Below are 23,229 nucleotides of genomic sequence, written 5' to 3' on the forward strand. Positions count from 1 at the left end.
GTTGGCCGCGACCGCCGTCGCACCCCCGACCCATGTGGCCCGACAGGCCGCAAGCGACTCCGGCAGCGACGAGGCACTTGGGCTGCACACCGCTGCGCTCTTCGTCCACCTCGCCTCACTCGTCCTGGGCTTCGGCGCCGTGCTCTCCGCCGATTTCCACGCCGTGCTGTGGGCCGTCGGGCGCTGCACCCTCACCGAGGTGCTCGGTGCCACTCCGGGCTGTACGTGCCCATCTGGGCCGGGCTCGGCGGGCTCGTCGCCAGCGGGATGCTGCTCCACCCCGACCTCGGCTCCCCGCTCACTCTCACCAAACTCGCGCTCGTCCTAGAGGCGGCCTCTTCGCCGCCGCGCGCTACTTACACGCACTCGGGAGTCTGCACCGCAGCTGCACTGCCGGTCCACCACCGCGCCCGCTTTGAAGACTCCACACGGTGCGAAGACATGTCGCTGGAAACCGGAGGGGAACCAGCGCCGTTCTCGCCCTCTATCCGAGATTCAGGGGTCGCCGCAGGTATACCCAGGTGCGTTGCAGCACTTGAGCCTCCGCTGCACGGGCTCCGCGTCGAGGCAGCTGCGGCGGCCGAAGCCCACGGCCACCGAAGGACCACCGCGTTTGCCGACCCGGTTCCCGGCCCGGGCATGGGCGGAGCGTGTTTGGCCGGACGGGGGCCCCGCCGCGGAAGCTCGGGGCATCCGGGGAAGGGGCGGCCTCCCAGCCTTCAACGAGCCGGAGCAGAACCGGTTCCGCGAGGCTGCCCCCCTTCCCTTGGGATATGGGCTTACGGCCGCCGGTACGTGCCTGGCCCGCGGGGATGCTCGTTGCACTGGCAGGAACGAAGTCGCTGACCTTGATGACCGCGAATGGGAAGCCGTGCGCCCCCTGCCTCCCCATAGCGGCCCTGGCGGGCCGGACTACCCGGCCATCGTCAACGGCATCCTGTGGCAACAGCAAGGCGGGCGCCGCCGGCACGACCTGCCCACCCGCTACGACCCCTGGCACCGCTGCGCCGAACGCCTACGCCTGTGGGCAACCAACGGCACCTGGCAGAACATCCTCACCGCCCTCGCCACCGGCCGGCCGGCGGCCCGCGACATCGGCCACGCTGCAAGTACCGAAAAACGCGGGCAAAGGCAGCGCCGACGACCGGAACACCCCCTGGCTCCGATGAAGCCGGCGCACCCGACAGGGAACGGCGGCATGTGTCCGGAAGAGCCGGAGCCGACACGTCCCGGGTCGGGCCACCGGCTCCGGCACCACGGCAGACAGGATGCCGGCTCGACCGATCGAACGGCGCGGCCGGGATGCACCACATGGACTTCGGACGGCAGGCGCGCAACGACACGCCCCGGACAACCGACGTGTAGTGCATCTTTCTGCCCATTGATCAACCAAGTAGATGGCGACCTGCACCCACGTGTGGTCTGTCCGACGAGGTCAGGTGTGGACCAGGCAGTTGCGACCGTCGTGGCTGTCAGGGCGTTCGTCATCAAACCAGTGGCCTTCCGCCGCGAGATAGCGGAAGGAGTGGACACTGTCCACCGGCAGGGTGACAGTGACCGCGCGCATGCCATCGTCCCGGGGAAAGAGGGTGTCGAAGCAGGGCTGCCAGTCGTTGAAATCGCCGACTACGCTGACCGGGCCCGGCGGGGTGGCGTGCGGCAAGACGAAAGTAACCTCGGTGCGGTTCTTGAACTTCTTGAGTTCGAGCATCGGGACTCCTTCACGAGGGATGGTTGTCCTACCATCCGCCGACGGCGGCCGGAAGTACCGGAGGCGGCCGCGGTCACGTGCAGGCTTCACCCAGTCGGTGGGGCTCAGCACACCGCCCTACCCGGCGTCTTCCAAGGCAGGGCCGACGTAGTACCTGACTCAAGGCGTGGACCACCAGTCTGCGCGAAAACCGCCCGGCCGCCCCATAGGGGCCGGGCGGCCTCGGTCGGCGCTCAGCCGGGGGCGGTGGCGTCGTCTCGGCGGTCCATGGCTTCCAGGGCGGCGGGCGCCACCACCTGGACTCGGCGCGGCATGCCCTCGTTCGCACAAGGCCGGTGGCCACATCGGCTGGCTCTGAAGACTCACGCGGCCGATCTGCGCAAGGACGTCCTGAAGTCGGCGGACGGCATCATCCGCCTCCCTGTATTTTCTCGGAGCTCGGCAGGACAGTGCCGAAGGTGCCACCACCGTCAGCAGGCAGGGCACGCCGGCGCAGGGCCGGGTCGAGTGCATGCAGAGCACCGGAGAGGAACCTGGCCAGGCGGCCGGGGGTACGCGCGAGGGAGATAGCGGTGGTCCCTCGAACACCTGCGGGAGACGCTCGCCGTCCTCGGCCCCCTCCAACTCAAGCGGCGTCGGCGACCACAACTTCTCGGTGATCCGCCGCCCGTCCGGCTCCACGCGAGGTCCGACCGGCGGACATCACCAGGCCCTCCGCCTCCAAGGCTCCTACTCCTGGCCTACGGCTCTCTCCTTCGCGGTGTGCCGTTCGTAGAAGACGTTGCGCCCCAGGGCACGCCGACCGGGATGGCGTCGTTCTTCCGCCGGGTAGCCGATGGACATGAGCAGGGCGATGGCCAGGTCGTCCCGGTCTTCGAGCCCGATCACCTTCTTCACCTTGGCCTCGTCCCAGCCGTTCATCGGCGATGTGGCCAGGCCCATCTCCGTCGCGGCGAGCATCACGAAGGAGGCTGCGATCATGGCGTCCTTCACCGCGTACTCCCGCAGCAGACCACGCTCGTCGAGATCTTCCTGAAACGCCGTTGAGGCGGCGGAGAACATAGCGGTGAACTCGTCGTTCCAGGCGCCATTGCGGGCTGCCTGGTCATACACGTCGCTGTGATCGTCACGCCAGGACCGAGGCTCGGCGATGAAGACCAGGACCACCGGGGCTTCCCGCGGCTGGGGTTGGCCGCCGGTGGCCCAGGTCAGTCCGTCTCGGCCTTCGTCGTCGCTGACCACGACGATCGACCGGTCCTGCAGATTCCAGCTGGTGGGCGCCTCGACGGCGAGCTCGAGCAGCGAGGTGAGGTCGGCCTGCGGGATCGGATCGGGCCGGTAGTGGCGCACGGTGCGGCGGGTGCGGATCGCGTCCGCGACGGAAAGTGTGTGACTCGTCATGCCACTAACAATTGGAGAGTCACTCTCCATACGGAAGAGGGCACTAATTAGTGCGTTACTCTCCCGGCATGAAGACCGTGGTGGAGTCCTCCGGACTGCCGGCCGACACCTACTCCGCGAAGTGCCCCACTCGCCAGGTCCTCGACCACATCGCCGGCAAGTGGACGATCCTGGTCGTGGACGCCCTCCTCGAAGGCACCATGCGCTACACCGACTTGAGTCGACGCATCCAGGGCGTCTCGCAGAAGATGCTCACCCAGACTCTGCGCAGCCTTGAGGCCGACGGCTTCATCACCCGCACGGCGCACCCGACCATCCCGCCCAGGGTCGAGTACGACCTGACGGCGCTGGGGCAGAGCCTCGCCGGGCCGATCACCGCGCTCCGGCAATGGACAGAGACCCATATCAACGAGATCGAACGGGCTCGTGCCCGAGTCACCGCAGAAACGGCAGGCACCCCGACCCCGTGACGCGCACGGTGCGCCGGGTGGAACTACGACGAGCGGCCGAGACAGCACCCGGCGGGGAGGGGGAGCTGGTGGTCCACTACAGCGGCGGCCGCTTCGTCCTCTCCGATCCCGACACCGGGGAGGATTCGGCGTGAAGGAGTTCCAGGCCCGGTTGGAGAGCCGGCAGGCCATGCGGGCCTGGCTGCTGTGACAGCAGCGGCAGGTCGAGGACACGATCCGTGCTCGGCCACGAGGTCGTTGACCGTGCTCCTGCGGTGAAGGGATCGGCGAGAGGCGGCCACATCGGTCGGCCGGGCGAGTTCGAACAGCTGCTCGCGCCGTGTACACCGGCTGGTGCCGCTCGATGTCGACTGCCTTTCGCCGGTCTCGGTGTGAGGCTCCTGGCGGCCAGCGCATCGAGGCCGCGGCGTCCTGGTTGACTTTCGTTGTGCCTGATGACAGGCAAAGGCGCGTGTTCGGCAAGTGGCTCAGGCCGCAAGACATGGAGCAGTCGGACGGGCTGATCGAGGACGATGAGTTTCGAGCGACTGGATCACGAGGTGATGCGCCAGCACCTGAGGCAAGATCAGGTGATCGTTCTGTGTGCCGAGGGGAGCAACTGATGAGGCGTCTGATGCCGCTGGTCACTGCCGTGGTGGTACTTGGGGTGGTCGGATGTGAAAGCACGCCGGCCACGAAGCACTCGGGGGCGGCAACCGCCGCCGAGGGAACCAAGGGTTCCTCGGCCGCTGTGAAGCCGTTGACCGCGGACGAGGCCCGCCGTCTGGCCGAGGAAGTCGACAAGCGTGTCGAGCAAAAGGGCCAAGACCCGGAGGTGATCAAGGGGTACGCAGAAGGGCCGTGGTTGGACCAACTGCTCGCCGCCGCCGAGAACAGCAAGAAGTACGGGACCAGCACGCCGCCCGGGCCCACCAACTCCCCCGAGGTCGCACCCGCTGTCCATGCCTGGGCGGGCGCCGGTACGGGTACCGGCGACCGGTGGATGCTGGCCGCGAGCGAGGTGAGCAGCCACACGGTCGGTGCCTCGCAGAAGTCGGTCGAGTTGCGCTGGTCCCTCCACCACGAGGGCAAGGACGGCACTTGGCGTGCGGCCTTCAGGGCCTTCGCGCCGACCGTCAGCGCACTGCCCGCGCCCGCCGTCGGACCGGACGGCCAGGCCGTCACCGGCGGTGACTTCTCGAAGCTGGCTGTGGATCCGGCAGAGGTCTGCGGCCGTTACTACGACTACCGGAGCGGTAAGGACGGTACGGACGCCTCGGACCCGGGATGGGCTGCGGACATCGACGCTGCACGTATGGAGATCACCGAGGGGCGCAAGGGGCTGCCCGAGCGGCTCAACAACCCGAAGTCCCTCACGACGCAGCAGGAGCCCACGCGCACTCCGTACGGGCCTGTGTGGCGGACTGCGGACGGGGGTGCGCTGGTGGCGTGCCTGTCGGTGAATACGCTCACCGTCGACATGGGACCCGGCCGCTACCAGACGTTCACCTCCAGCGGATGGACCGGGACGACCGGCATTCGCTGGAGCAGGTACACCCAAACCCAGCTGAGCATGACGATGCTCAAGATCCCAGCCGGACCGGGTGAGGTGTCCATCGGCGCCGAGGCATCCTGGCCCTACACGTTCGATGGCACCCGCTACAACGGCAGTTGAGCCGAGTAAGGGTCCGATCCTCGGCATCCTCTCCCACCGGTGTGAAATCCCAGCGGGACGAACCCCGTCGACACCGTCTGGAAGCTCCGAGCGCCGGGGGATCCCCTGGGCCGAGCTACACCCAGTACGAGGGACCTACGAGGTCTACCGGCACGCCGCTCTCGACTGCGAACCCTTGACCGGCGACTTGAATTCGCTGCCACGGCCGCTCGACAGCGACGAAGAGGACTTCGGACTCCTCCTGGCAACCAGCAACGATCCCCTCGCCGCACTGGTTCGGTGGAGGACTTCGGTTGGCGGACCGTGGATGATGAAGCGGCCGGCGAAGGGGGCGAGGGTTGCCTGGATGCGCTCCAGGTGGACGCTGACGTCGGGGTGGTTCCGGCGGCTGCGGAGACGAGCGAAGCCGTAAGCAGGCACCACGGGGCTCCTTCGTTCCAGGGGATGACCTCGACCGTAGCCGTAGCCGTAGCCGTAGGCGGTTGGGCGGTGCCATAACCCCCGAGGTAATTGCCACCCGGGGAAGGGGACACCCCAAGGCCGCCGGCCGCCTTGAGGTCTGCCTGTCACGGAATGTGTGCCAGAACGCGAAGTTGTGAATCTCTGGAGGCGGTGGCCACGCTGTTCTTCGCGTCGCGCTCCCTCAGCACCAGGAAGAGCAGTTCGGCGCCGAGAGTGTGTTGAGCGCCGCGTTGACCCTTGGGCAGCACAAGTTCGACCACTCACCCCCGCAAGCGACCCAGTCGTCCCCCGAGTGTTCTGTGATGTGGCGAAGGCGAGGAGGGTTGTGGGCACGAACAGAGCCAGAACACCGAGGGACCAGTACGCACGTGGAGCGAGCACGGAATCGCGGCGGAGCGGCCTTTTGGCCAGCCACCAAAGCAGGGCGTACAGCCCGGTGACGGGGATGACGATCAGCAGCCGGCCCAGCATGCCGTCGTTCTCCGTCGGTTCCCGTACGGTCAGACCGAGCTCAGCGAGTGGCCAGTTCAGCGCGAGGTACCACAGCAGCCAGATCGGCACCACGCCCGGGAGCCCGAGCAGACCGTTCACCAGCAGCGGTACCGACCAGTGCTTCGCCATGCGTGCCCCATTCGTCCGCGCCACTCGTCACGAGCCGCGTGCGACACGTCGCAGCGCACGTACACGCGAACACGAGAGAAAGGTTTAAGACAGCTCCCCACCGCGCCTACTCTGCATGAGCAGCAGTGCGGCCGACTGCGGCGCTCTGTGGGGCCCGTCCTACGAATTCCGGGCGCGGCCTTCGGTCAGCGCAGGCGGGTGACCCGGGTCGTGAAGGAAGGTTCGGCCAGCTGGGTTCCGAGCGCCACGGGAACGTTCTTCGCGCCCTCCCCGACACCGACCGTCAGGACGCCGACCTCGGTTCCCGCCTTCGCGGCGTGCGGGGTCCCTGAAGCGCCCGGCCGCAGGGCCAGCTGCAACTGCTGGCCCGGTACGCCGATCACGTTCAGATCCTTCGTGGCCACCAGCGGGGTACGGCCGCCGAGGCCGTCGTCCACGTAGCCGACCGTCTGGCCCTTGCGGACGACCGGCGCCGAGTCGAGCGCCTGCCGCACCGACTCGATGATCTTCTCGCTGTTGGCCAGGACGAGCTTCAGGCTGTTCTCCCCGTTGTGGTCCGGGCCGTCCGCGTGCTGGTCCATGAGCGTGCCGAGGATCAGCGGGGTCTCGTCGCCGACCGACTTGGACGCCGCCCACATCAGCGTGCCGCCCGCGGGGGTGCTCGACCCGGTCTTGATGCCGCGGACGCGGAGGCCGTTGCCCGAGAGCAGAGTGTTGCTGTTGATGAGCGTCTCGGACAGCCCCTTGATCTCGGCGCTCGGCAGGACGACCACGGCGCGGAACGCCTCGTCCTTCATCACGGCCTCGGCCAGCTTCAGCTGGTCGGCGGCGGTGCTGACGGTTCCGGCGTCCAGACCGCTGGGGTCGGTGTACGTGGTGTTCTGCATGCCGAGTTCCCGGGCGGCGGCGTTCATCTTCCCGACGAACGCCGCCTCGGAGTCGGTGCCGGTGTCCCAGCGCGCCAACAGCCGGGCCACGTTGTTGGCCGACTTGATCATGAGCATCTTCAACATGTCCTGCTGGCTGAACTTCGCCCCGACGACGAAGCCCTCGATCCGGGACTCGTCGTCGGAGGTGCCGTCCGCGACGGCCTTCGCGTCGACCTCGATCTGGGGGCCTGCCTCGGTCTTGCGGAGCGGGTGGTTCTTGAGGATGACGTAGGCCGTCATGACCTTGGCGACGCTGGCGGTGGGGACGGGCTTCTGCTCGCCGAAGGCACCGATGTCGCCGGAGCCGGGCACGCGTACGGCACCCTGGCCCTTGGCGGGCCACGGTACGGAGAACTGCCCGTCGAGGGTGTGCGTCCGCTCGGCCGCGACGATCCGGGGGGCGGGCAGCGGGCGCAGCAGCTGCCCGCCGATGGCGGCGCCGGCGAGGAGCAGGAGTATCGGGGTCCAGATCTTCACGCGCCGGACGACGGTGCGGCGCGGGGTCTCGGGCGGAGGTGGGTTGTTGGTGAGCTCGGCCAGCAGATCCAGAGGGGGTCGCGGCGGGACCGGCACCTCGCGGGTGCGCTCGACGACGGGGTGCGGCGCGGGCCCCTCCGGGGCGGGAACGGGGGCGGCGTCGGGCGTCGCGGCCGGGTCCGCGGTCCCCGCCGGCGTACGGGCAGGCCCCCCGGGCCGAGCCGAAGCCCGGCCGGTCCCCGGGCCCGCAGCTGGGCCCGGGGCGGGGGTCGCGGTCCGACCCGAGGTCGTGCCTGGGGTCGAGCCCGGAGTCGGGGCCGGGGTCTCGGGCGGGGTGGTGCCTGGAGTCGGAGTCCGGCCCGGGGTCGGGGCCGGGGTCGGGGTCCGGCCCGAGGCCGGGGTCGGGGTCGGGATCGGGATCTCGGGCGGGGTGGTGGGTGTGGCCGAGGTCCGGCCCGGGGTGCGGTTCGGCGGTACGACGCGCGTCCAAGGCGCCTTCTCCGTCGGGGCGTCGAGGTCCTTCAGGGCCACGAACTGGCTGGTCCGCTCGGCGTCGGCTTCGTCCTCCCGAGCAAGCCGGTCTTCCCGGCCCGCATCGTCGTCCGGACCGGCTGCCTCTGCGGACTCCTCGGCCGCCTCGTCATGCTCGTCGACTTCGCCCGCGCCATCCGCGCCGACCGCAGGCTCGGGCGCGGCAAGGCGTACGTCCCCGCCGCCGACCTCAGCCTCGGGCGAGTCCCCGCCGCCGGCTACCGCGTCGGACTTGGTCACGTCCCCGCCCGCGGCCGCGGCCCGGGAGTCAAACACATTCCCACTGGTGCCCTCGGCATCCGCCTCGGGTGCAGGCCCGCCGGCCGCAGGTTCGAACGCGGGTGCATCCCCGTCCGAGACCGCCGCCCTCTTGGTCTCGGGTACGGCCTCGCCGATGGCTGCCGCGGAAGGCGCGGATGCTGCCCCGTCGTTGACCTCGGCACCGGACGCCGGTACGTCCCCCTCCGCGGCCGCCGCCTTGGGTACGGCCCCGCCCGTGGCAATCGCGTCGGGCTGTGCCGCCGCAGCCCCGGGCGCGGTCTCGCCGGCCTCCGGCTCGGCTTCTGACCTCGCCGCCGATTCGGCCAGAGCTCCGTCAACGGACCCGATCCTCGTGGCGGCCTCGAGCCCGGTCCCGGCTTCCGCCTCGGCGTCCGTGGAGGCCTCCGACTCGGCTTCTGCCGTCGCCAGGGTTGCGCCCGGCTTGCCCTCCGCGAGCTTGGTCCTCCACTCGGCAGCAACCTCGGCGTCTTCGTCCGCCTCCACCTCCGCCACAGTCCCGCCCCGCTTGCCCTCCGCGAGCACGGTGTCGGGTGCGTCAGCCTCAGCCACGGGTTCACCCCGCGAGCCCTCCTTGGGCTCGGCGTCCCGGGCGTCGTCAGCCGACGGCTTATCCGGGTCCGTCGCCGCGTCCGGCGTGGGCCGGGTGGTGTCGCTCGGGGGTTCGGGAGGCGTGTTCTGCGTTCCAGGGAGCTCGGTCCCTTCCGTCTCCGGAGACTTCGGAGTGTCCGGGGAACCGCCCGCCACCGCTACCGCCTTCATTCCTGCCCCGCCTTGTCACTCGCCCCGGCCAACCCGGCCGGTTCTTGCCGATTCCGTCAGGCGGGGCCCCGCAGAGACCCCGCTGACCGGCTAGATGTACGAGGTTCCCAGTTCGTTCCCGCGACCTGATCTTGTGACAGTACGGTCATACTCCGGCCGGGCCGAACGGGCCCGTCCGGTTCAGACCGGCGGTGGAGTGCGGCCGGTCGCGGGATCGCCGCCGTGCCGGGCGTGGTCGGCGAGGGCCTGGTGGGTCAGGTGGAGCCCGGCGCGCAGGACGGCGTCGTGCCGGGCGTGGTCGGCGAGGGCCTGGTGGGTCAGGTGGAGCCCGGCGCGCAGGACGGCGTCGTGCCGGGCGGGATAAGCCCCGCGGGGGGCGAGGTCGAGGGCGCGGGCCGGTCGAGGTCCGCCGTGAACTCCTCGCCCCGCAGGGCGGCGCCGAGGGCGGAGGCGGTCGCCCGGACGAGCGGCGCGAGGGCGCGCAGGGCAGGGTCGGGGGCGTCGGCCGCTCCGGCACCGGGCGCGGGCACGCCGAACGCACCGGATCCGCCAGACACGCCGGATGCACCGGATCCGGATGAGCCGGATGCGCCCGACGAGCGGGAGGGTCCGTAGTTCCTCACTGAAGTACCGGAAGGTCAGGGCGGTCCGGCGCGAGCACCAGTCGTCCGTCGAGTCCGTCCGGCGGCAGCCGCACCGGCCGGCGGCCCGGCACCGGCCGCCTGCCCGCCGCCCGTTCGAACGCGTCCCGCCCGAACTGCGGCCCCAGCCATACCCGCGCTGCCCGGGCAGCGCCGCAGGCACCTGCGCCGCCAGGCCCCGCTCCAGCCGGCCCGCGGCCGCGCCGAGCAGTTCCCGTATGTCGGCCGGTAGCCGTCCAGCCCGGCCGCGGCCGACCGGTACGGGTCATACTGGCCGGTGGTCAGCACACGACGCCGCGGAGGGTTATCCCTCGACGGCCAGGCCGTCACCGACGAAGCGCGCCTGCGCCGCATCATCGCCCGCCACGACCCCCACGGTCACATAATTGCCCCGGGGTGTCGTCCCTGAGATCCGACACCGGCCGCGTGCCGTGGGAACCTGGACGGGTGGCTGTTCGTCCTCTTGGGCATGCCTCACGTTCTCATTCTTGGAATCGACCCGCGTGCAGTGCCCGGTATGGACGGAGACGCCCTTCGAGCGGCTCTTGACCAGGAACTGGCCCGTTTCGGCGAACACGCCATCGATGCGTGCATGACGCTGATCGTGCTGGATGAGTCGGCTGAGCCGACGATCGTTGCAGCACTGTCCGAGCACGACTGGGACGTCGTCGTCATCGGGGGTGGGATCCGCAAGCCGGAGCCGCTTCTGCCACTCTTTGAGCAGGTCGTGAATATGGTCCGGCGTCATGCGCCGAAGGCTGCGATCGCGTTCAACACGAGCGGCGGCGACAGCGTCGAAGCAGCCAAGCGGTGGCTGTGAGTCAGAAGTTGCTGTCAGGTTTCGGCGGCGGTGGGAGAGTTGTGCTCAGGGGCCGCGATCCGTGCCCGGTGACCTCATAATGGCACTGCTGACCGTCAGTGCCGAGACGATCAGTCGCGTTGAGCCTCGCGGGAGGCCGGCTGTCCGCTCCAGCGGGAGTTCCGACGGGTGATGCGCCTGGTCATAAGGGTGATTGCAGCTCAGGTGACGAGCGATTCCGAGTGCTGGATGAACCGTTCGTAGTCACGCGCGTGCCGGCGTGCGTGCATGACCCAGGCGTGTGAGCGTTCGACAACCCAGCGCCGGGGAGAACGACGAACCCGGGGACGTTCTTCGGGCGGCTGACAGTCTTGATCGTCAAGTTCAGGTAGGTCTTCGCCCAGGTCACGAGCTGTCCCGCGTAGGCGGAGTCGGCCCAGACGATGGTGATTTCCGGGTGCATCAGCCGCAGCCGGAACAGCACTTCCTCGGCCGCGTTGCGGTCGGTCATGTCGGCCGGGGTGACCATGACGAACAGCGGCAGGCCCTTTGCCCACCTCGCGGCGGATCCGCTTGCGGAAGGCACCCGGAGCGGTTGCCACCGTCATCGACTCCCAGTCGATCAAGGCTGCCGAGACCGTCGGCAAGGACTCCCGCGGCTACGACGCCGGCAAGAAGATCAACGGGCGCAGGCGGCACCTGGTCGTGGACACCTGTTTGCCTCGGACAGTAACCACCTCGCACCCGCACCCGTCCTGTCACCTCAAGCCGAGGCAGCGAGCACCGGAGCGAAGCGGAGGGCGCAGCCGACCCGTGGGGCCCGCAGGTAGGCGCGGCGAGCAATGAAGCCGTTCTAGCGCCGGCTACGGCGCCGCTGGTTGGCGCGTTTTCGGGCAGCGCGCCTCGTTTGTGACTCTTCCGTGACGTCGGCCGGATCACCTCGGTGATGATTCCGGTGAGGGCGTGGCCGTTACTGACATCGGCGCTTCAGGGTGACGATTTGGCCGGTCTGGATTGACGGTCGGTCACCTGTCCTAGTTCGCCTGCGCAGCTGCGTGGATATCGCGGCCTGAGCTGCACCGACTACCTCCGCCTACTCGGCGACGACGGGACGGAGCTGGCCGACCTCGTACCGGACCCTGGTGGACTGCCGGACGAGCAGAGCCTGCCGCTGCCGAACGTCTGGGACCTCGCGCTGGAGCGCGCCGACGCCCTGGCACCGGTCGGGACGGCGCGGGTGCTGCTGGAGCTGGCGGCGCCGCTGGCTTTCGACGGCATCCCGGCTGCGGTGCTGACCTCTGCTTTCAGGTACCTCGACCAGGAGCGGACCGCTCGCCCGGCCGAGGGCGCGGAGCCGGACGGGAGTGCCGCCGAGACGCTCGCGCTGCTGCACCGGTGGAGCCTGCTCGACTACGACCCGACGGACCAGGACCGGTCCGTGCGGGTCCACCCGGTGGTGCAGCGAGCCGTCCGCGAGGGCGTGCCCGCGAGCCGGGCCGCGGAGCTGGTCGACCGGGCCGCCAACCTGCTCCTCGTCGCGTCCCGGAAGTCGGCGGACGAGGCGAACTCGACGTCGTTCTTCCTGGTACCTCCGCGTGAGCAGGCGCCACACCTGGGTTCGCGCGTCCTCGACTTCTCGCCGGACGTGCTACGTTCGAATGTCGAGGCGCTGATGCGCAATGCCCCGGTCCTGCTGCTGGGCTCCGGCGAGCCCGAGCTCCGGCACGGCTGGAGTACCGGTGCGGGGCTGCACGACCTCGTGTTCCGGGTGGGCGACGCGCTGGCGGACGACGGCCGGCCACAGGCCGCGCTGGGCTACTTCGTAGCGCTGCTGCCGACGACGGCCGACCGGCTGGGAGCCCGGCACGGGTCCGTGACGAAGTCGCGCGGCCGGATTGCGTGGCTGCGGGCGGAGTCCGGCGACCTCGCCACCGCGATCACGGAGTACCGGCGGATGATCGACGATCAGCTGGTTTTGCTGAAGCCGGAGTTCGAACTGGTCCCCTCCCAACGGGTCCGCCTCGTCGAGGAGGTCAACGAGCTGCGCTACCGCTTGGCCCACTGGCTCGAAGAGGCAGGCGACCTGCCGGGCGTCGCAAGCATCTATCGCGACATGCTCGCCGATGCTCGCTACACCGCGGCCGTCGACGGACGCACGGGGCCGCCCGACTTCAATCTGCGCCGCACCGCCGCCGAGTGGCAGGGAAAGGCGGGGGACACGGCCGGGGCAGTGGTCGTGTATCGCCAGCTCGTTAACGAGCAGTTCCGCATGTACGGGCCGGAGCACCCGCGCACCTTCGACACCCGCTTCCGCTTCGGCCACTGGCTGGGCGAGTCGGGCGACACGCGAGGGGCCATGACCGTCCTGACCGACCTCCTCAACGACCAGCTCCGCCTGGAGTCGCGCGAGATCGCCCCGGGTTGTCGGGACACCTGGTCCAACCCGTACGCGGTAGCCACCGACACCGACCGGTCCGAAATCTTCCGCACCCGCGCGGCCCTCGCCCACTGGCGCGGCCACTCCGGCGACCCTCGCGGCGCAGTTGCCCTCCTCTCCGACCTGCTGAACGAGCAACTGCGCGCACTCCGCCCAGACCACCCCGACCTCGCGACCACTCAGCAGGCACTAACGTACTGGCAGGAACACTCCCGGGGCAGGGGGTGGCTACGAGGGAGGTAGACCTAGGCCGATGCGGCGGCCTATCAGAGGGATCGCGGCCCACGCGATCCAGGTGCTCGATGGACGAAACGTCCGTAGTCCCCGCGCAGCCGGGCGTGCATCAGTCGGGTCAGGCTTCACAGGCGCCGAGGGGCGCCGCGGGCGCCGAAGTGCAAGCCGGACTCACCCGGGGTGACACCACCGTCCGATGGAGCGGCCCCGCCGGGAACGGCGAGAAGCCCAATGAGCTGGTCACCACTGGTTGTTCTGGCGTGGCGAGAGCACGACGAAACGCGGGTGTTTGGTGATGGAGGCCGCCTGCCACGTGATGGGACGTCTCATAGACGTGTTACGGCAGCGCGCGGCGCCGGCAGCGACTGATGCGGGACGGACCGGATCGACTGGAGCAGGACTTAGCGGACCCCCCAACCGGCCGCGGTTCCTTGTAAGGAACCGCGGCCGGGCCGGTGTACCGCTCCGAGATGGAGTATGGCTTCGGCGTCCGCGGCTGCTGACTGCGCACGCCCGCCTCACTACCGGTCGTCGGAGAGCACCGGGTCTTGCGCCTTGCGGCGGCGTCCCCAGCGCTTGTTCGCCATCTGGAGGTCGGCCTGCGCCGAGGAAGACTCGTCCACTGTGAGCGCGAGGACCTCCGTCTTCGCGGGCGGCTCCGGGGACGTGGAGGCAGCGGTAGCCGTGGGCGCCGATACGGCCGAGGATCCCGATGGGATATCCGCGATGAGCGGTACCAGACGTTCGCCGCGAACCTTGGCGTCACTACTGGCATCACCCCTGGCGTCGCTCTGGCCCTTGGCCTCGCTGTGGTTCTTGCCCTTGCGTCCCCGCCACAGCCCCCGGGACTGGAGGGCGGTGCCGAGGTTGTTCAGGACCCGGCCCTCGTCGTCGCTCATCTCGGCGAACCGGGCGGCGGCCTGTTGGTGTGCGTCGATGGCCTCGTCGAACCGGCGCACCTGCTGCAAAGCCATGCCCAAATTGTTCAGGGCCCGGCCCTCGCCCTCGTGGTCGCCGAGTTCCGTGAACCGGGCGGCGGCCTGTTGGTGCGCGTCGATGGCTTCCTCGAACCGCCGCACCTGCTGCAAAGCCGTACCCAGGTTGTTCAGGGCCCGGCCCTCACCGTCATGGTCACCCAACTCGGCGAACCGGGCGGCGGCCTGTTGGTGCGCGTCGATGGCTTCCTCGAACCGCCGCACCTGCTGCAAAGCCGTACCCAGGTTGTTCAGAGCCCGGCCCCCACCGTCATGGTCACCCAACTCGGCGAACCGGGCGGCGGCCTGTTGGTGCGCGTCGATGGCTTCCTCGAACCGGCGCACCTGCTGCGAAGCCGTGCCCAGGTTGTTCAGAGCCTGCCCCTCACGGTGATGGTCGCCCAGCTCGGTGAACCGGGCGGCGGCCTGTTGGTGCGCGTCGATGGCCTCGTCGAACCGGCGCACCTGCTGCAAAGCCGTGCCCAGGTTGTTCAGAGCCTGCCCCTCACGGTGATGGTCGCCCAGCTCGGTGAACCGGGCGGCGGCCTGTTGGTGCGCGTCGATGGCCTCGTCGAACCGCTGCACCTGCTGCAAAGCCGTGCCGACGTTGTTCAGAGCCTGCCCTTCGGCATGGCGCTCGCCCAGCTCGCGGCATGTGACGAGGTCCTGCTGGTGGGCCTCGATGGCCTCGTCGAACCGCTGCACCTGCTGCAGGGCGACGCCGAGGCTGTTCAGCGCCCGGCTCTCGCCATGACGTTCGCCCAGTTCGCGGCAAATTATCAGATCCTGCTGGTAGCTCATGGTGCCTCCCAGGAGTCGCGCCGTTCTTGACGGCACTCTCAGCAACCAGCCAAACGCGGACGACCGCAACCGGTTGCGGGCCGGTGGCACCCAACCGAATGGCGCTTTCGCCTGTCTGGCGGACGCGGCCTGCCACAACTACCCGGGGCTCCTCGCCGGCGCCGCGTCCGGGCAACGGCGATCATGGCGCGCCGGGTGGGCGGCCGGGCGCCCGGACTGTCTTCGCCCCGTTCCGGTCACAGTGCACCTCACTCACCGCCATCCCGGCTCCGCCTCCTAAACACTCGGGCTCTCCGCAGATTCACCGGGGGCAGCAGGCCTGCATCCCGCTCAACCAAACTGCACAATCCCAGGTCAGAAGGCGTAACCGCTGCGCGGTTCACCGACCGGCGACACCTGCAAAGCGCGTCACGGCACGCCGCCCCATATCCCGCGGCTCATCGGGATCGTCCACGGCTGTGCTCCTTTCCCCGGGGGCCGATGACCCTAGCGTCGTAGGGGCCAGGAGTCGGCAGGGTCGTCGAGCCAGACCCGGTGGCGTTCTGGACCGAGCATCAGCCCGAACCTGCCCGGCCCCGGACCGTCGTTCCCAACCCATCAGCGGTCGGCTTCCTTCGTCCCACAGTCGGCGTCCCGTACTGGTAGAAGGTGAATGGTCGCCCCGGCCGCCGTGGTCGACAGCGGCGCTGGGAAGCCCATCCGCGGTCGCGATCCACAGCTGATCCGCCCCGCCGTTCACCGACGGGGACCGATAGGCCGTCCGCCCTCTCCGGCGGCATCCCCTGGAGCTGCAACGGCCGCTACACGGCACGGTCACTCCTATCGTGGGTAACAGAGTGACGGCCGCTACCGAGACGGGCAGCACATGAGCAAACCGCAAATCGACTACGCGGCGGTGTTCCGCGCCCTGCCTGGCATGGTGGCCCTGCTCACCCCTGATCTGGTGTACGCCGACGCCAACGAAGACTTCCTGCGCCTGGTCGGGCGCACCCGCGAGCAGTTGTTGGGCCGCTACATCTTCGATGTCTTCCCCGACAATCCCGACGAACCGGCCGCAGCCGGAATGCGGGAGACCCGGGAGTCGATGTTGCGGGTGGTGGCCTCCGGAGATCGGGACACCATGGCGCTGTCGCGTTACGACATCGAGGACGCCAGGTATAGGGGGCCGTGCCGCCCTCGGCGCTGTTCTTCAGCTCGACCGTCGGGGTGCCGATGACGCCGTTCTGGGCGGAGACCGCGGAGACGGTGATGTTGCCGGGCTGGGGGGCGGAGGTGACCAGGGCCAGCTTGAACTTGGTCAGGGCCTCGATCACGGGTTGGAAGATGGTGAACTTCTCACCACTGCCCGAGGTGCAGGTGGCGTTGCCGCCGCCGGATTGGAGGCCGACGGCCTTGCCGCCGGCCGCAGTGACGTACGGGCCGCCGGAGTCGCCGCCGGCCGAGCAGGCGCTGGAATAGGACAGGCCGTTGATCGTGACGTTGCCGTAGTTCACCGTCTGGTCGACCTTGGTGACCGCGCCGCACTGCATTCCGGTGGTCTGGCCGGAGCGGCAGATCGCAGTGTCGACGACGGCCTCGGCCTATCCGGTGACGGTAATGGCGGCGTCGCCCGCGACGGTCGGGGCGAGGCGTACCCATACGGGTGCCGTCCTGCCGTCGGCAGGCTGGCTGACGTCGTTGGTGCAGTGACCTGTCGTCAGGAACGTCTTGCTGCCGCAAAAGTCACGGGACATCCCGATTGGGGAAGTCCTGCTCGATCGAGGGGTCAATCTTGAACGATCTCGGCACCCTCGACTCCCCGTCGACAACGTCGACGCGGCCTCAGCCTTCACTCTGCCGAGGATGTGGCCAATGCGACGAATGGCCCTTTTGCTGCCGCTGGGCTTCCTCGCCGCTGCGGACCTTGCGCGCGACCGGGTTCACGTACAGGTTCGGCTACACCGTGCTGGATCCCGTCATGGGAGCGGCCTCCCCCGGAGGATGCGGGGGAGGCCGATCTGTACAAGCGGTATACGCGGCGGCTGCGCGACGCTGGGTGTGGCGGCGTGGTGAGAGCGCCACATCCAGAACCTGGTGCTGTCAGAACCCGTCGTGGTGGTCGTCGTGGTGCTCGGCCTTGTAGTGGTCGTCCTTGTCGCCGTCGCTCTTGTTGATGCAGACGTTGCCGAAGGCCGGGTTGAGGGCGCCGACGACGTTGACGGAGTTGCCGCAGATGTTGACCGGGATGTGGATGGGCACCTGGACGACATTGCCGGACAGGACACCCGGGGAGCCGATGGCAGCGCCCTCGGCCTCGGCGTCGGCGGCGGCCATGCCGGCCCCGCCTGCCAGGAGAGCACCGGCGGCGGCGGTAACGGCCATGGCCTTGGTGAAACGCGACATCAAGATCTCCTTGATCTCTCAGTTGGACAATGCACCCCACAACCGCCCCAGCCGCCCGTCCGTCACGGGCAATGGGCCAAACCAGTGACCCGGCAACGTCCGACCGCCGAACCGGAGGTGGTTTGGATGGGGACGCGGACGCCACTACGAGAGGTGCGGTGCGAATACACGAGGAGGGGAACGTGCGGTGCAAATGCGTCCACCGCGGCCTGGAGGCGTTCAGGATCGAGCCACCAGAAGTTGATGGGGCGGCTGGCGAGAAACAGTTCGTAGTCGACATGGGGAGCCAGCCTCTGGGCCTGCTCGTGGCTGAGGTGGCTGTTCATGCCGGGCAAGTGCGGGGTCCCCGGCTTGCGCTGTACTCCGATGTGGCGGATTCCGGGTCCGGCCGTGCGCTGAAACCACACCACTATCGTGGTGATGTCGCTCCACGGCACGAAAGCGAGTTGGCGGTCGTACCGCGCGGGAGCTCCACCGAGCAGCACTCCTTCCCCGTCAACCCGGAAGGCGACCCGCTTCTGCCACCCCTTGCCGCCAAGCACTTGGAACGGGGTGCGGGCGAAATGAGCCACGTACACGGGGGAGTTCTCATCAATCATCAGGTCCTCGTTGCGGCGAGTGATTCTCCGGATTCGTATGGTTCTGTCTCGGCATCTTCAGCCAGGCACGTCCACACCTGGTGCGCCAGGACCAGCCAGCCGAGACCAGAGACCTGCGAAAGCAGCCCCCGAACCTGGGACATGACCGCCGGGCATACACAGGGCATCTGCGGTCTATGCGCCGCAGGCGAGCCGGCTAGAGCGCCGACTGGCCTTCGCACTGGCAGTCCTGCGACAGAGCTAACACCGCGCCCGCCGTATTCATTGAGCAGCCGAATCCTCAAATCAGGTCGTATGAGCTGTACGACGCCGCGGAGGCCGGAGCGCGGGTGTGCAGCACACGCCCGCAACCGGCGGAGGCGGGGAGCGCCATCTCTCGACTGACCAACCGACGGGTGACGGTCGCCCCGGCGTACCCCATGCGTCAGGGCAGCCGGCCGGCGCGCGGCGGCCGCCGGGCCCGCCGGCACGCATGGGGCTGCTCTTTCCGTGGCGAGCCGGGTGCGTGAGCTGGGCGTTTACCGTCGTCTCACCGTGAGGCGGGCGGTCTGGCGAGAGTCCGACATCGGCGCCCCCGAAGGCACCTAACAGCTCAAAGCCCGGATCACCACCCACAAGATCTCCGCGGGGATACCCGGCTCGGCACGTACTCCGCCGGTCCACCTCGCCGGCCGTATGGTCGGCGGACACGGCACCGGCATCACCTACACCTCTGCGCCATGCTGATCCCCGGATGGCTCCCTCTGGCCGCCGGGGCCGTCATGGCCAGCCAGGCCGGCCGGTGCTCCCCCACCCGCCTCGTTCGAAGTCGTCCACCTCGTCTCCGCGCACGCCCTGTGGCAGGACCAGGCGATTGTGATCGGACATGGCTCGTCGAAGCCCGGGGACGCCGGGAACGAGACGCACCGGCCGGCTGCTTCCGACCGGGCAAAGTCAGTCAGCAAGGCCCGGGGCGAGATGGTCCTATGGTGGGGACGACTCCACGACGCGGGAGGGACCTGATGGCGAAGGACGCTGAGCAGCACGGCTCCGGCGAGCGGGACGACCGTCGTCCTGGCCTGCTGAGACGCTGGCGGGAGACGGTCGACGAGCGCACCGGTCCCACCCAGCGCTCCCTCCTTGCCACCTGGCTCGCCTTCGGGGCCACGTTCGGCGCCACCCGCCTGATCACCCACGGCATCCGCAGCGGACGCCTGCCCTGGGGAAATGTCTCGGCCGGCGGCACCCATCTGCACCATTACAACCTCGGAATCGTCACGCTGGCCGGCGTGGGGCTGGTGGCCGTCCGGGGGGACGCGCCCCTCGTAGGACACCCTGGCGTCGGGGCGGCCTACGGCGCCGGGGCAGCGCTCATCGTGGACGAATTCGCCCTTCTCCTGGATCTCCAAGATGTCTACTGGACCAAGCAGGGCCGGATCAGCGTGGACGTAGCGGTCGGCATCATGTCCGCCCTGGGTCTCTATCTCACCGCTGTCCCCTTCTGGAACGAGCTGACCAAGGTCACCCACCGACATGTTCTGACAACGCCACGCCGGTTAGCCGGGTTCTCACGTCTCGCGAGAAGCGGAGCAGTGCGTCGGCACGTTACCGACAACGGCATCAAGTGGCGCTGATTCGGGCGGCCTCCCGGGTGGTCGTCGCCGAGGTATTCCCCAAGGGTCTCGGCACCGGCACCGGCGTCGGCCGCAGCCCGGACCTCGACCTCGGCGACCCCGGACTCGACGCGTCGGCCCGGCCGCCCGGCCGGGACCGTCGAGGACCTCCCTACCGGAGCGGAACACGCGGCGGCCCAAGCGTTGACGGGTTCCTGACGGAAGCCCGAGCCCTCGCATCAGCCTGCTGACCCACGGGGCAAATCCTTTGCTTGCCCACACTGCGGAACCTCTCGCTTCGCATGGCTGTCTACATGGGTGTAACAGTCACTCAGGCCCGATGCGGCATCCCGATGCGGCATGCAGCGACCCGGAGCGAGTTCCTTCGATGACACACACCTCGCCGACCACCCGCCAGTCCCGGCCCCGCAGGCCCTCCCGCGGCAAACGCTGGGGGCTCATCGCGGCGTGCACGGCCGTACTCGGTGCGGTTGCCTGGCCCACGCTGAGCTACTTCGACGTCTTCTCGGACAACGGTGACTCGATCACCTTCGGCGGCGCGGCGTCCCCCGGTGGCGGGAGCCGGCAGTCGGCCGGCTCCAAGGCCCTCATGGCCACCGGGCCTGCCGCCGACTTCAGGATCTCCGGTACGGTCCCCGAGGACGGCAGCAAGATTGCTGTCACGACCTATCGGGGCAAGAAGTCCGGCTTCACGGGCAAGGTCTGGGTCTGGGCGCCGAAGGAGTACGCGGATCCGAAGTACGCGACGAGCGGCTTCCCGGTACTGATCGCGCTGCCCGGCGGCGCGGGCTACCCGAGCAACTACTGGATGGGTACGGACCTCAAGCTCGAATCGTCGATCTCCAAGTGGTCGCAGGAAGGCAAGAGCCTGCCCTTCGTCATCGCCATGCCGGTACTCAACCCCGAGAACCACGACAAGGACCCCAAAGATCCGCAGTCGGGCCTCTACTGGGACGGCAGCGACATCCCCGGCCAGCCCAAGATGGGGACCTGGCTCACCGAGGACGTCCCAGACCTGATCAAGGAAAACTTCCGCACGATCAAGTCGCGTGACGGTTGGGCCTTCATGGGCTCCTCCACCGGCGGCTCCGCGGGCCTGAAAGCCGTGCTGCAGAAACCGGAGAAGTTCAAGGCCGTCATCGCCTCCGGTCCCGACATCGTCCCCGACTCCCGCCTGTGGGCCGGCCACCAGAAGGAAAAGGCGGACAACGACTCCAACGTGCTCGCCCAGCGGCTCATCGCCAAGGGCAGCCCCGACGTGTACCTGGGGATCCAGGTCGGTTCCAGGGAGCCGGTCAAGCCCCCGATCGACATGTTCATCGCGAAATTCGGCAACAAAGGCCCGGTCAAGACCAAGTACGACGTAATTCGGGGTGGCGAACACAACGCCGCCACTTACGTCCCGAACATGGAAAGCAGCGGCCTGATCCAGTGGATCAGTGAGCACATGCAGAGCCCCACCGAGTGACGCGGAACCCCCCGCCAGGCCTTGGGCCACCGCCCTGGAACCAGCACGCCATTCACAGCGCCCATCACATCCACGGCATCCTCCCGGCCTCGAAGTCACCCAGCACGCCGGCATCAACTGCCACTGACTGCACATCAGTGAGCGTTCGCGCTACGGACCGTACGAACCCTGCGTTCGGCGCCGATGAGCGAAGCCGGGACGGACGCGAGCGCCCTCGTGGTGTGCTGCTCGACACCACGGACACCGCGGTTTCCCCCGACCCGGAGCGGACGTCTTCCGACCACCGTGCTGAACCGGGAGCCAGTACGGTCCCCGGCAGGATCAAGAAGCCGCACAGCGGGCAAACGCCCTACCACCACGTCCGCGGTGAGCACCAGGGCACCCACACCCCGGACCGTAGACCCAGACCCCGGCCGGCAGCAGCGTGTGCCGAGGGACTTCGCAAGGGAGAACAAGCGATGGCAGCTGAGATCACAGAGCGCCACCAGCCGGACCGAGAGGGGCGGCGGCGTCGGCGGTCACGGGTCGCCGTGGGCTTCGGTCTCGGGCTTGGCGCGACAGTGGCGTGGCTGGCCGTTCAGACCGTGTTGAAAGTCAGCTCCATGCTCACGCTGTTGCTCCTTGCCGTGTTCATCGCGATCAGTTTGGAACCGATGGTTGTCGCGCTCACCAGGCGAGGGCTTCGGCGGGGTTGGGCCGTCGCGATCGTCCTGAGCGGGTTCGTCGCGATTCTCGGAGGGTTTCTGGCGCTGGTCATCCCGCCCGTGGCCAATGAGGTCAGCGCACTGGTCAACGCGGTGCCCGGCTGGCTCCAACAAGTGCACAACCACCAGTCGACCATCGGCCGGTTCGAGGACCGCTACCACTTGGTGGAGAAGGCCAGGCAGCAGTTCAGCTCCGGTGGCGGTGCATCCGGCTTGGCCGGCGGGCTGCTAGGGGCCGGCCAGGTCGTCCTGAGCACCGTCACATCGACGGTGATCGTCACTACGGTGTCGCTGTACTGCATGGCGGGCCTGCCTACGATCAAACGTTTCTGCTACCGCTTCGTCGCCAGGAGCCGACGCGATCGGGTGGAAGGCGTGGCAGAGGAGATCATGAGCCGTATCGGGCGATTCATGCTCGGAAACCTGGCCACCTCCGCCATCGCGGGAATCGCGACGTTCATCTGGTGCCTGGCCACGGGCGTTCCGTACGCCGCGGCGCTGGGTGTCTTCGTAGCGTTGATGGACCTGATCCCCATTGTGGGCTCGACTTTGGCCGGCATCGTCGTCAGCCTCGTCGCCCTGTCGGTATCCCTGCCCATCGCCGCGGCAACCGCCGCCTTCTACATCGCCTTTCGTCTCGCCGAGGACTACCTCATCGTCCCCCGCGCCATGAAGTTCGCCGTCGACGTCCATCCCCTCGTCACCGTCCTTGCCGTCCTTGTCGGCGGAGCCCTCCTCGGCATCATCGGCGCCTTGGTCGCCATCCCCGCAGCCGTCGCCGTGGGGTTGATTCTCGACGAATACGTCTTTCCCAAGACGGACGCCGCCTGAGCCACCGCCGCGAAGCTCCGGGGGTGCCTGAGCCGAGTCAGGACGCTCAACCTTTCGGACGGGTTCGTCCTCCCATTCCGGTGGGGGCGCGGGACGTTGGGGGTGGCCGGCAGCCCGCTGCCACTTCGTGGCCTCAGTCGCCCCGGCACCCGGCACCCGGCACGACGACTCGACAGTCGTCCGTGGCACGCACTGCCCGAACATCTGGGCTGACCGTCTGTCCGGCGTCATGACGGGGGAAGCGGTCCGGGCGCCCGCTCCCATTACAGCCCGGGCGGCCTCTGGTAGAGGCACATGTTCCCGCCCCCGGCCAGCTTCCAGGCCGCCCGCTTCCATGTCGAGCTGATCCGGGGCGCCTGCCGCCACGCCGGCTTCGGCGCGAAGAGCCCGCACGCCTGGAGCCCGAGGAGGCTTCCCACCACGGTGAGACAGTACGCCGGATTCAGTCG

General features: G+C 69.0%; 18 protein-coding genes and 4 pseudogenes. 12 read left to right on the plus strand and 10 right to left on the minus strand.

Annotated features, from left to right (window positions below):
* Window positions 1–766 precede the first annotated feature (766 nt).
* A pseudogene (locus ACV7NM_RS01240) lies at window positions 767–1,042 on the plus strand (transposase); the annotation flags it as partial.
* Between the two features lie 393 nt (window positions 1,043–1,435).
* Here ACV7NM_RS01240 and ACV7NM_RS01245 read toward each other — a convergent pair.
* Both ACV7NM_RS01245 and ACV7NM_RS01250 read right to left on the minus strand, forming a co-directional pair.
* The gene (locus ACV7NM_RS01245; protein ID WP_463408432.1) at window positions 1,436–1,711 is read right to left on the minus strand and encodes an early set domain-containing protein; all 276 of its coding nucleotides are present in this window, start codon (window positions 1,709–1,711) and stop codon (window positions 1,436–1,438) included.
* A 729-nt stretch (window positions 1,712–2,440) separates the two neighbouring features.
* Window positions 2,441–3,112, minus strand: coding sequence for a nitroreductase family protein (locus ACV7NM_RS01250; protein ID WP_463408433.1), 672 nt, complete (start codon window positions 3,110–3,112; stop codon window positions 2,441–2,443).
* Window positions 3,113–3,180: 68 nt separating this feature from the next.
* Here ACV7NM_RS01250 and ACV7NM_RS01255 point away from each other — a divergent pair, with 68 nt between their 5' ends.
* The 3 genes from ACV7NM_RS01255 to ACV7NM_RS01265 all read left to right on the plus strand — a co-directional run bounded on the left by ACV7NM_RS01255 (window position 3,181) and on the right by ACV7NM_RS01265 (window position 5,236).
* The gene (locus ACV7NM_RS01255) at window positions 3,181–3,582 is read left to right on the plus strand and encodes a winged helix-turn-helix transcriptional regulator (RefSeq protein ID WP_463408434.1); all 402 of its coding nucleotides are present in this window, start codon (window positions 3,181–3,183) and stop codon (window positions 3,580–3,582) included.
* A complete protein-coding gene (locus ACV7NM_RS01260) occupies window positions 3,579–3,716 on the plus strand; it encodes a hypothetical protein (RefSeq protein ID WP_463408435.1) in 138 nt (45 codons plus the stop codon). Before ACV7NM_RS01255 ends, ACV7NM_RS01260 begins: the two co-directional genes overlap by 4 nt.
* Before the next feature lie 467 nt (window positions 3,717–4,183).
* Window positions 4,184–5,236 carry a hypothetical protein gene (locus ACV7NM_RS01265; RefSeq protein ID WP_463408436.1) on the plus strand — a complete coding sequence of 351 codons (1,053 nt, stop codon included), beginning with the start codon at window positions 4,184–4,186 and terminating at the stop codon, window positions 5,234–5,236.
* Window positions 5,237–6,504: 1,268 nt separating this feature from the next.
* Here ACV7NM_RS01265 and ACV7NM_RS01270 read toward each other — a convergent pair.
* Together ACV7NM_RS01270 and ACV7NM_RS01275 are read right to left on the minus strand one after the other, a co-directional pair.
* Window positions 6,505–9,087 carry a D-alanyl-D-alanine carboxypeptidase family protein gene (locus ACV7NM_RS01270; protein WP_463408437.1) on the minus strand — a complete coding sequence of 861 codons (2,583 nt, stop codon included), beginning with the start codon at window positions 9,085–9,087 and terminating at the stop codon, window positions 6,505–6,507.
* 527 nt (window positions 9,088–9,614) lie between these two features.
* Window positions 9,615–9,854 (minus strand): hypothetical protein, encoded by a 240-nt coding sequence (locus tag ACV7NM_RS01275; RefSeq protein ID WP_463408438.1) that lies wholly within the window; start codon window positions 9,852–9,854, stop codon window positions 9,615–9,617.
* 553 nt (window positions 9,855–10,407) lie between these two features.
* Here ACV7NM_RS01275 and ACV7NM_RS01280 point away from each other — a divergent pair.
* A complete protein-coding gene (locus ACV7NM_RS01280; protein WP_463408439.1) occupies window positions 10,408–10,758 on the plus strand; it encodes a hypothetical protein in 351 nt (116 codons plus the stop codon).
* Window positions 10,759–10,895: 137 nt separating this feature from the next.
* Here the strand turns inward: ACV7NM_RS01280 and ACV7NM_RS01285 are convergent.
* Window positions 10,896–11,287: pseudogene (locus ACV7NM_RS01285) on the minus strand (transposase); the annotation flags it as partial.
* 47 nt (window positions 11,288–11,334) lie between these two features.
* Between ACV7NM_RS01285 and ACV7NM_RS01290 the strand changes: the two are divergent.
* A pseudogene (locus ACV7NM_RS01290) lies at window positions 11,335–11,451 on the plus strand (transposase); the annotation flags it as partial.
* Window positions 11,452–11,974: 523 nt separating this feature from the next.
* Window positions 11,975–13,417 (plus strand): hypothetical protein, encoded by a 1,443-nt coding sequence (locus ACV7NM_RS01295; RefSeq protein ID WP_463408440.1) that lies wholly within the window; start codon window positions 11,975–11,977, stop codon window positions 13,415–13,417.
* 512 nt (window positions 13,418–13,929) lie between these two features.
* On the opposite strand, the gene ACV7NM_RS01300 is transcribed toward ACV7NM_RS01295, so the two are convergent.
* Window positions 13,930–15,183, minus strand: coding sequence for a tetratricopeptide repeat protein (locus ACV7NM_RS01300; protein ID WP_463408441.1), 1,254 nt, complete (start codon window positions 15,181–15,183; stop codon window positions 13,930–13,932).
* An 865-nt stretch (window positions 15,184–16,048) separates the two neighbouring features.
* On the opposite strand from ACV7NM_RS01300, the pseudogene ACV7NM_RS01305 reads away from it, so the two are divergent.
* Window positions 16,049–16,348 (plus strand): annotated as a pseudogene (locus tag ACV7NM_RS01305) (PAS domain-containing protein); the annotation flags it as partial.
* Window positions 16,349–16,470: 122 nt separating this feature from the next.
* Window positions 16,471–16,641: a hypothetical protein gene (locus ACV7NM_RS01310; RefSeq protein ID WP_463408442.1), complete on the plus strand. Its 171-nt coding sequence runs from the start codon at window positions 16,471–16,473 to the stop codon at window positions 16,639–16,641.
* A 122-nt stretch (window positions 16,642–16,763) separates the two neighbouring features.
* On the opposite strand, the gene ACV7NM_RS01315 is transcribed toward ACV7NM_RS01310, so the two are convergent.
* The 3 genes from ACV7NM_RS01315 to ACV7NM_RS01325 form a co-directional block, all read right to left on the minus strand.
* Window positions 16,764–16,916 (minus strand): hypothetical protein, encoded by a 153-nt coding sequence (locus ACV7NM_RS01315; protein WP_463408443.1) that lies wholly within the window; start codon window positions 16,914–16,916, stop codon window positions 16,764–16,766.
* Between the two features lie 346 nt (window positions 16,917–17,262).
* A complete protein-coding gene (locus ACV7NM_RS01320) occupies window positions 17,263–17,565 on the minus strand; it encodes a chaplin (RefSeq protein ID WP_463408444.1) in 303 nt (100 codons plus the stop codon).
* Window positions 17,566–17,627: 62 nt separating this feature from the next.
* On the minus strand, window positions 17,628–18,164 hold the full coding sequence (locus ACV7NM_RS01325; protein ID WP_463408445.1) for a hypothetical protein: 537 nt from the start codon (window positions 18,162–18,164) through the stop codon (window positions 17,628–17,630).
* Window positions 18,165–19,165: 1,001 nt separating this feature from the next.
* Here ACV7NM_RS01325 and ACV7NM_RS01330 point away from each other — a divergent pair.
* The 3 genes from ACV7NM_RS01330 (at window position 19,166) to ACV7NM_RS01340 (ending at window position 22,780) form a co-directional block, all read left to right on the plus strand.
* The gene (locus ACV7NM_RS01330; RefSeq protein ID WP_463408446.1) at window positions 19,166–19,777 is read left to right on the plus strand and encodes a hypothetical protein; all 612 of its coding nucleotides are present in this window, start codon (window positions 19,166–19,168) and stop codon (window positions 19,775–19,777) included.
* 367 nt (window positions 19,778–20,144) lie between these two features.
* Entirely contained in the window at window positions 20,145–21,245 is a 1,101-nt protein-coding gene (locus ACV7NM_RS01335) for an alpha/beta hydrolase (RefSeq protein WP_463408447.1), read from the plus strand.
* A 458-nt stretch (window positions 21,246–21,703) separates the two neighbouring features.
* Window positions 21,704–22,780, plus strand: coding sequence for an AI-2E family transporter (locus ACV7NM_RS01340; protein WP_463408448.1), 1,077 nt, complete (start codon window positions 21,704–21,706; stop codon window positions 22,778–22,780).
* A 263-nt stretch (window positions 22,781–23,043) separates the two neighbouring features.
* On the opposite strand, the gene ACV7NM_RS01345 is transcribed toward ACV7NM_RS01340, so the two are convergent.
* Entirely contained in the window at window positions 23,044–23,202 is a 159-nt protein-coding gene (locus ACV7NM_RS01345) for a hypothetical protein (protein ID WP_463408449.1), read from the minus strand.
* Between the last annotated feature and the right edge of the window lie 27 nt (window positions 23,203–23,229).

It is taken from the genome of Streptomyces sp. Tek67B01 (assembly GCF_055231995.1).

Bases quoted from the DNA above. Each gene is read 5' to 3' on its own strand.
- ACV7NM_RS01245 (WP_463408432.1), bottom strand. From the start codon at position 1,711: ATGCTCGAACTCAAGAAGTTCAAGAACCGCACCGAGGTTACTTTCGTC.
- ACV7NM_RS01250 (WP_463408433.1), bottom strand. From the start codon at position 3,112: ATGACGAGTCACACACTTTCCGTCGCGGACGCGATCCGCACCCGCCGC.
- ACV7NM_RS01255 (WP_463408434.1), top strand. From the start codon at position 3,181: ATGAAGACCGTGGTGGAGTCCTCCGGACTGCCGGCCGACACCTACTCC.
- ACV7NM_RS01265 (WP_463408436.1), top strand. From the start codon at position 4,184: ATGAGGCGTCTGATGCCGCTGGTCACTGCCGTGGTGGTACTTGGGGTG.
- ACV7NM_RS01280 (WP_463408439.1), top strand. From the start codon at position 10,408: ATGCCTCACGTTCTCATTCTTGGAATCGACCCGCGTGCAGTGCCCGGT.
- ACV7NM_RS01300 (WP_463408441.1), bottom strand. From the start codon at position 15,183: ATGAGCTACCAGCAGGATCTGATAATTTGCCGCGAACTGGGCGAACGT.
- ACV7NM_RS01315 (WP_463408443.1), bottom strand. From the start codon at position 16,916: ATGTCCCGTGACTTTTGCGGCAGCAAGACGTTCCTGACGACAGGTCAC.
- ACV7NM_RS01320 (WP_463408444.1), bottom strand. From the start codon at position 17,565: ATGTCGCGTTTCACCAAGGCCATGGCCGTTACCGCCGCCGCCGGTGCT.
- ACV7NM_RS01325 (WP_463408445.1), bottom strand. From the start codon at position 18,164: ATGATTGATGAGAACTCCCCCGTGTACGTGGCTCATTTCGCCCGCACC.
- ACV7NM_RS01330 (WP_463408446.1), top strand. From the start codon at position 19,166: ATGGCGAAGGACGCTGAGCAGCACGGCTCCGGCGAGCGGGACGACCGT.
- ACV7NM_RS01335 (WP_463408447.1), top strand. From the start codon at position 20,145: ATGACACACACCTCGCCGACCACCCGCCAGTCCCGGCCCCGCAGGCCC.
- ACV7NM_RS01340 (WP_463408448.1), top strand. From the start codon at position 21,704: ATGGCAGCTGAGATCACAGAGCGCCACCAGCCGGACCGAGAGGGGCGG.